The sequence below is a fragment of the Parafannyhessea sp. genome (assembly GCF_051876455.1).
Classification (GTDB): Bacteria; Actinomycetota; Coriobacteriia; order Coriobacteriales; family Atopobiaceae; genus Parafannyhessea.
On sequence record NZ_JBJEHW010000006.1, the window covers coordinates 1 to 6,894 of the forward strand.

9 protein-coding genes are annotated in these 6,894 nt (G+C 69.5%); all 9 read left to right on the forward strand.

Annotation, left to right across the window (positions count from 1 at the left end):
• On the forward strand, window positions 1–1,148 hold a 1,148-nt coding region (locus tag ACI38Z_RS00355), incomplete at its 5' end, for a DnaJ C-terminal domain-containing protein (protein WP_439788206.1).
• On the forward strand, window positions 1,145–2,428 hold the full coding sequence (locus tag ACI38Z_RS00360; protein ID WP_439788207.1) for a MiaB/RimO family radical SAM methylthiotransferase: 1,284 nt from the start codon (window positions 1,145–1,147) through the stop codon (window positions 2,426–2,428). The genes ACI38Z_RS00355 and ACI38Z_RS00360, both read left to right, overlap by 4 nt.
• A gap of 75 nt (window positions 2,429–2,503) precedes the next feature.
• Window positions 2,504–3,493 (forward strand): PhoH family protein, encoded by a 990-nt coding sequence (locus ACI38Z_RS00365; RefSeq protein WP_439788208.1) that lies wholly within the window; start codon window positions 2,504–2,506, stop codon window positions 3,491–3,493.
• On the forward strand, window positions 3,483–3,986 hold the full coding sequence (ybeY, locus tag ACI38Z_RS00370; RefSeq protein ID WP_439788213.1) for an rRNA maturation RNase YbeY: 504 nt from the start codon (window positions 3,483–3,485) through the stop codon (window positions 3,984–3,986). The genes ACI38Z_RS00365 and ybeY overlap by 11 nt, the downstream gene beginning before the upstream one ends.
• A 2-nt stretch (window positions 3,987–3,988) precedes the next feature.
• A complete protein-coding gene (locus tag ACI38Z_RS00375) occupies window positions 3,989–4,375 on the forward strand; it encodes a diacylglycerol kinase family protein (RefSeq protein WP_439788214.1) in 387 nt (128 codons plus the stop codon).
• A 70-nt stretch (window positions 4,376–4,445) separates the two neighbouring features.
• Entirely contained in the window at window positions 4,446–5,390 is a 945-nt protein-coding gene (gene era / locus ACI38Z_RS00380; RefSeq protein ID WP_439788209.1) for a GTPase Era, read from the forward strand.
• A 9-nt stretch (window positions 5,391–5,399) separates the two neighbouring features.
• Window positions 5,400–6,152: a DNA repair protein RecO gene (gene recO / locus ACI38Z_RS00385; RefSeq protein ID WP_439788210.1), complete on the forward strand. Its 753-nt coding sequence runs from the start codon at window positions 5,400–5,402 to the stop codon at window positions 6,150–6,152.
• A 189-nt stretch (window positions 6,153–6,341) separates the two neighbouring features.
• Window positions 6,342–6,620: a 30S ribosomal protein S15 gene (rpsO, locus tag ACI38Z_RS00390; protein WP_439788211.1), complete on the forward strand. Its 279-nt coding sequence runs from the start codon at window positions 6,342–6,344 to the stop codon at window positions 6,618–6,620.
• Window positions 6,621–6,712: 92 nt separating this feature from the next.
• Window positions 6,713–6,894: hypothetical protein (locus ACI38Z_RS00395; RefSeq protein WP_439788212.1), on the forward strand; the 182-nt coding region annotated here is incomplete at its 3' end.

The following is a 6,894-nucleotide window of genomic DNA, read 5'->3' on the forward strand; positions in this document are numbered from 1 at the left end:
AGACGATCAAGCGCGCGTTCCTGAAGAAGGCGCGCACGCTGCACCCTGACGTCAACAAGGCGCCGGACGCGGAACAGAAGTTCAAGGAGGTCAACGAGGCCTACTCCGTGCTGTCGGACGAGCGCAAGCGCGCCAACTACGACCGCTACGGCACGGCCGAGGGCCCGGGCGGCTTCGGCTCGGACTACGTCGACATGTCCGATATCTTCGGCGGCGGCTTCGGCATCGACGACATCTTCGACTCGTTCTTCGGCGGCGGCCGGCAGGGCGGCGCATCCGGTGCCACGGCGCGCACCCGTGGCCGCGACATGGGCATCACGCTCAAGATTACGCTCGCAGAGGCGGCGGCCGGCTGCACCAAGACCATCGCCTACGACCGCCTTGCGCCGTGCGACGACTGCAACGGCACGGGCGTCGCCGAGGGCGGCCACGTCAAGACGTGCGAGAAGTGCCACGGCACCGGCCGCGTCGTGGAGGTCCAGCGCACCATCTTCGGTCAGATGCAGACCCAGACGACCTGCCCCGCCTGCGGCGGCTCCGGCAAGGTCGTCGACAAGCCGTGCGAGACCTGCGAGGGCCAGGGCCGCACCCCGTCGCGCGAGACCGTCGACGTCGAGGTCCCGGCGGGCGTCCACTCCGGTCAGAGCCTCAGGGTCAAGGGCAAGGGCGAGGCCGGCATCCGCGGCGACGCGTCCGGAGACCTCGTCGTGCGCGTCGAGGTCGCGGAGGACAAGACGTTCCAGCGCCAGGGCGACGACCTCTTCTGCCGCGTGACCGTCGACTCGCTCGAGGCCATCGTGGGCACGACGGTCCACATGGACGGCATCCTCGAGGGCGACGACGTCGTGGTCGAGGTCCCGGCCGGCTGCCGCTATGGCGAGCAGATCAGGATCGAGCGCATGGGCATGCCCCGCATGGGCACCACGGCGCGCGGCAGCCTGATAGCCGTCGTGGAGGTCGTGCCGCCCAAGGGCCTCACCCCCGACGAGCTCGAGGACATCCGCGACATCGTCTCGTCCCGTGCCGACGCCAAGGCGTCCGCGCAGGCGGGCGAGAAGGACGGGGCCCCACATGCGGAGGCGGGTGCCAACGCCGAGCCCAGGAAGCCCAAGTTCAAGCACCGCGGCCGTCGCAGCAGGTCCAAGTGAGCGGGGCCGGCATCGCGCGCGTCGCCATCGTCAACCTCGGCTGCAGGGTCAACCGGGTCGAGGCCGACGTCATAGCGGCCGAGCTCGAGCGGCACGGCTGCAGGCTCGTCGGGGAGGACGAGGCCGACGCCATCGTGATCAACACCTGCGCGGTCACGGGCGAGGCGGAGGCCAAGACCAGAAAGACCGTCCGCCACGCGGCCACGCGCCCGCAGCGGCCCGTCGTCGTGGCCACGGGCTGCGTCGCGAACCTCTTCTCCAGCGAGCTCAGCCAGATAGCCGAGAACGTCGTCGTGCAGGGCAACAAGGCCGCGGTCGCGTCCACGGTGCTCGAGCGGCTCGGCATCGCGCCGGACGCGTCCTGCGCGGACGCCGTCGCGAGCCTCACGCCCACGCCCACCGGCCGCATGCGCCCGGGCATCAAGATCCAGGACGGTTGCGACAACCGCTGCACGTACTGCATCGTCTGGAAGGCGCGCGGCAGGTCGCGATCCATGGACGCGGGGGAGGTCGTCTCGCGGGTGCGCCAGAGCGTGTCGCGAGGCGCGCGCGAGGTCGTGCTCACGGGCATCAACCTCGGGCGCTTCCGCGCCGTGGGGGAGGACGGCAAGGCGATGTCCCTGCCGGGGCTGCTCGACCTTCTCCTCAGCAAGACCGACGTGGAGCGCGTCAGGCTCTCGTCCATCGAGCCGCCCGACGTGACGGACGAGCTGCTCCGGACCATGGCGGCCGGCGGCGAGCGCGTGGCCCCCTTCCTGCACGTGTGCCTGCAGTCCGGCTGCGACGCGACGCTGCGCCGCATGGGGCGCGTGTACGACACCGCGTTCTTCTCGGGCGTGGTCGACCGCGCGCGCGAGCTCGTGCCGGGCATCGCGCTGGGCACGGACCTCATCGTGGGCTTCCCCGGCGAGACGGACGCGGACTTCGAGGAGTCGCTCGCGTTCTGCGAGCGCATGGCCTTCGCGAAGATGCACGTGTTCCGCTACTCCAGGCGTCCTGGCACGCCCGCGGCGACGGCGCCCGGGCAGGTCGACCCCCACGTCATCGCCGACCGCGGCCGCCGCATGCGCGACCTTGCCGCGCGGATGCGCCACGAGCAGGCGAGCGCGCACGTGGGCTCGGACGAGCTCGTCGTCGTGCAGTACCCGGGCCGCGGCGTCACGGGCGGGCTCTTCGACGCGCTGGTCGATCCCGCCTACCCGCTCGACTCCCTCGTGCGCGCGAGGGCGCGCGCCGTGCTGCCCGACGGCACGCTCGACTGCACCACAACCCCGGCGTAGCCGCCCCGCGGGCGGGGCGCCCGGGCTAGGAAAGCGGCTATCATGGGGTGCGAGGACACCCGCGCTTGGAGGAACATGGAACCCACCCACATCAGGCTCACCATACCGGACACCGTAGACCCGACGCTGCTCATGGGTCCCGCCGACACGCACCTGCGCAGGATCGAGGACGCGTTCGACGCCATAGTCACCGTGCGCGGCAACCAGGTGAGCGTGATTGGCCCCACGGAGGACGCGGACGCGGTGGTCGCGGTGTTCACGCGGCTCATCCGCGACATCGAGGCCGGCGGCGCACCCACCTCCGAGGACGTCGACCTCGTCATCGGGCAGGTCGCGCACGGCGCGAGGCAGGGCGAGAAGCCCGTGGGCGACGTCCTCCTCACCTACCGCGGGCGCCCGCTCCGTCCCAAGACGGAGGGGCAGGAACGCTACGTGGAGGCCATCCGGGACAACACGATCACCTTTGGCCTGGGTCCCGCCGGCACGGGCAAGACGTACCTCGCGATGGCGATGGCCGTGGCGGCCCTCAAGCGCCGCGAGGTCGGGCGCATCGTGCTCACGAGGCCCGTGGTGGAGGCGGGGGAGTCGCTCGGCTACCTGCCCGGCACGCTGGAGGAGAAGCTCGACCCCTACGTGCGGCCGCTCTACGACGCGCTGTTCGACATGACGGACGCCGAGAAGGCGAACGCGCTGGTGGAGCAGGGCGTGGTCGAGATCGCGCCGCTCGCGTTCATGCGCGGGCGCACCCTCAACGACGCCTTCGTGATCCTGGACGAGGCCCAGAACACCACGCCCGACCAGATGAAGATGTTCCTCACGAGGCTCGGCTTCGGGTCCAAGTTCGTGGTGACGGGCGACGTCACCCAGCGCGACCTGCCGGGCAGGAGCGGGCTCGACTCGGCGCGCTCCGTGCTCGCGGGCGTGGACGACATCGCCTTCGTGGAGCTGGGCCGCAACGACATCGTGCGGCACTCGCTGGTGGCGCGCATCGTCGACGCGTATGATAGGGCCGAGCGCACCGAGCGCCAGCGTCCCCCAAGGAGGGCGGTTCATGATGGAGAATAGCTACGACGTCGTGCTCGAGGAGGGCGTGTCCAGCCCCTTGAGCGAGCAGGAGATGCGCGACGACATCGACCTCGTGCTTTCGAGCGAGGGCGTGGAGCGCCCCTGCATGGTGTCCATATCGGTCGTGTCGGACGGGCGGATGCGGGAGCTCAACCTCCAGTGGCGCGGCCAGGACCGCGCGACGGACGTGCTCTCGCTCGAGTGCGAGCGCCCGGACGACCCGGACCTCGCACCCGGGGAGCCCTGCGAGCTGGGCGACATCGTGCTCGCGCCGGACTACATCGCGCGCCAGGCCAAGGGCTTCGGCACGACGGCGGCGGACGAGTGCCGGCTGCTGCTCGTGCACGGCACGCTGCACCTCCTGGGCTACGACCACCTGGAGGACGCCGAGGCGGAGGTCATGGAGGCCCGCGAGGACGAGCTCCTCGCCAAGATCAAGACCGACCATGCGATCGACCACGTGACGCTCACGCGCCACAGGGACGGTGAGTGACCATGATCCCCGGGCGGACGCCAAGCCATCCGTCTTTCAGGAGGAGCTTCCTCTTCGCGCTGCAGGGCTTCCGCACCGCGGTGCGCCAGGAGCGCAACATCAAGGTCATGCTCGGCGGAGCGGCCTTCGCCATCGTGATGGGCATCGTGCTGCGCATCGGCCCCACGGACTGGGCCGTAGTGACGGTGTGCTGCGGCATGGTGCTCGCGGCGGAGCTCATAAACACCGCGATCGAGACGGTGGTCGACCTCGTCTCCCCGGAGTTCCACCCGCTCGCCGGCCGCGCCAAGGACATCGCGGCGGCCGCGTCGTGGCTCCTCAGCATCGCAGCGGCCATCGCCGGGCTCTGCGTCTACGGCCACGCGCTGCTCGTCCTTCTCGCCCGCTAGGCGCGTGCCGCGAGGCGCCGCATCCCAAGAATCCCAAGACCACAAACCCACACGACCCAAGGGGGTTGCATTGGACGACATCAAGAACACGGACGCCCAGGTGGGCGAGAAGGACGGGGCGCCGTTCAGGAGCGGCTTCGTCGCGCTCGTGGGCAGGCCCTCCGTCGGCAAGTCGACGCTCCTGAACGCGGCGGTGGGTGGCAAGGTGGCCATCACGAGCCCCGTGGCGCAGACCACGCGGCGCCGCATGCGCGCGGTCGTCAACAGGCCCGACGCGCAGATCGTGATCGTGGACACGCCGGGGCTGCACAAGCCCAAGGACGCCCTGGGCAAGGAGCTCAACAAGGTGGCGCTGGGAGAGCTCGCGGACGTGGACGTGGCGGCGTTCCTCGTGGACGCGACCAAGCCCGTCGGCAGGGGCGACGAGTGGGTCGCCCGCCACGTGGACGCCTCTGACGCCCCGTACAAGCTGCTCGTGATCACCAAGGCGGACCTCGCCAAGCCCGAGCAGGTCACGACCCAGCTCGAGGCGGCATCCGCCCTGGCGCGCTTCGACGACAGCATCGTCGTGAGCGCGCGCGAGGGCTTCAACGTGGACGCCTTCGTGTCGATGGTGGCGGAGCACCTGCCCGAGGGCCCGCGCTGGTTCCCCGAGGACATGGACTGCGACGCCACGGACGAGGAGCTCGTGGCGGAGTTCATCCGCGAGAAGGTCCTCCTCAACCTGCGCCAGGAGGTGCCGCACTCCGTGGGCGTCATCTGCGACGACATCGACTGGGCCAAGGACGGCCACGCCTCGATCCGCGCCACGATCATCGTCGAGCGCGAGAGCCAGAAGGGCATCGTGATCGGCCGCGGCGGCTCCATGGTCAAGCGCATCGGCACGCAGGCGCGCAAGGACATCGAGCGCCTGTTCGACGCGAAGGCCTACCTCGACATCCAGGTGCGCGTGCAGCCGCAGTGGCGCCGCGACCAGAACGAGATCCGTCGCCTCGGCTACGACTACGAGGAGTAGCCGCGAACCATGGCAGGAAGAAGGACCATCCGGACCAAGGCGATCGTCCTCGACCACAGGGCCCAGCTGGGCGAGAAGGACCTCATCCTCACGCTGCTGACCGAGGACGGGGAGCGCATGGACGTCGTGGCCAAGGGCGCCCTCAAGCCGGGCGGCAGGCTCGCCGCGAGGGTGGAGCTCTTCTGCGAGACGGACTTCCTCCTGGCGAGGGGCAGGAGCCTCTCCATCGTGACGGAGGCGTCCGTGGCGAACCCGCACGCTGGGCTCCGCGGCGACCTCGCGCGCGTGAGCGCGGCCTCGTGCGTGTGCGAGGTGGCGCGTCTCACCTGCTTCGAGGACGTGGGCGACCCGTACCTGTACGCCATCTGCTCGCGCGCGCTCACGGCCTGCGAGCAGGCGCCGGACCAGGAGCGCCTCGACCTCGTGGTGGCCGCGTACGCGTTCAAGGTCACGGCCCACGGGGGCTGGAGGCCGGAGCTCAGGCGTTGCACGCTCTGTGGCGACGAGGACGTCTCGTTCTTCTCGCCCAGGGCCGGCGGCATGCTGTGCTCGAGCTGCGCCAAGGACGTGGCCGGCGCCGTGCGCATGGGCCCCTCGGGGCGCGACCGGCTCCAGTCGCTCATCAAGTCCACGTTCGACCAGATCCTCGGGATGGAGGCGGACGTGGAAACCACGACGGAGCTCGTATCGCTCGCGCACGTGTGGGCGGCCACGCACCTGGACGCGCGGCTCAGGGCCTTCGAGTTCATGCTGAGCCTGTGACGCGCCGCCGCGGCGGGCAAATGTGTGCGCCGTCTGGTGATTGGCACCCACGTGCGGATTTTCGTGCCAAGGGGCGCGCGTCGTCCTTCGACGTGGTAATCTGTCCTAGTCCGTACCCCCTACTTGGTGGCCCGCCCAATGCCAGACGGCCAACCCAGTTCGGGGCGTATCTATGTGAAAGGGGTTTTCATGGCAGTCACCAAGGAGCGCAAGGCCGAGCTCATCAAGCAGTACGGCAAGAACGAGAAGGACTCCGGCTCCGCCGCCGTCCAGGTCGCTCTTCTTACCGAGCGCATCAAGGGCCTGACCGAGCACGTCAAGTTCCACAAGCACGACCACCACACCCGTCGTGGCCTGCTGATGCTCGTCGGCCAGCGTCGTCGCCTCCTGTCCTACATCAAGAAGCAGGACATCGAGGAGTACCGCAGCCTCATCAAGAGCCTCGGCATTCGCGACAACATCCAGTAACAAGGTGTTAAGAGGAGGGCGCCGGCATGGCGCTCTCTTTGTATGACGGCCCGCCTGCAAAGGGGCAGGCGGAGATAAGAGGAAAAAGGAAAATGGCAAAGGTAACGCACGAGTTCGACCTCTACGGAAAGCACTACAAGCTTGAGACGGGCGAGCTCGCCAAGCAGGCCACGGGCGAGTGCCTGGTGTCCTGCGGAGACTCCACCGTCAACGTGACGGTCGTCGTCTCGAAGGAGCGCAAGAACTACGACTTCTTCCCCCTGACGGTCGACTA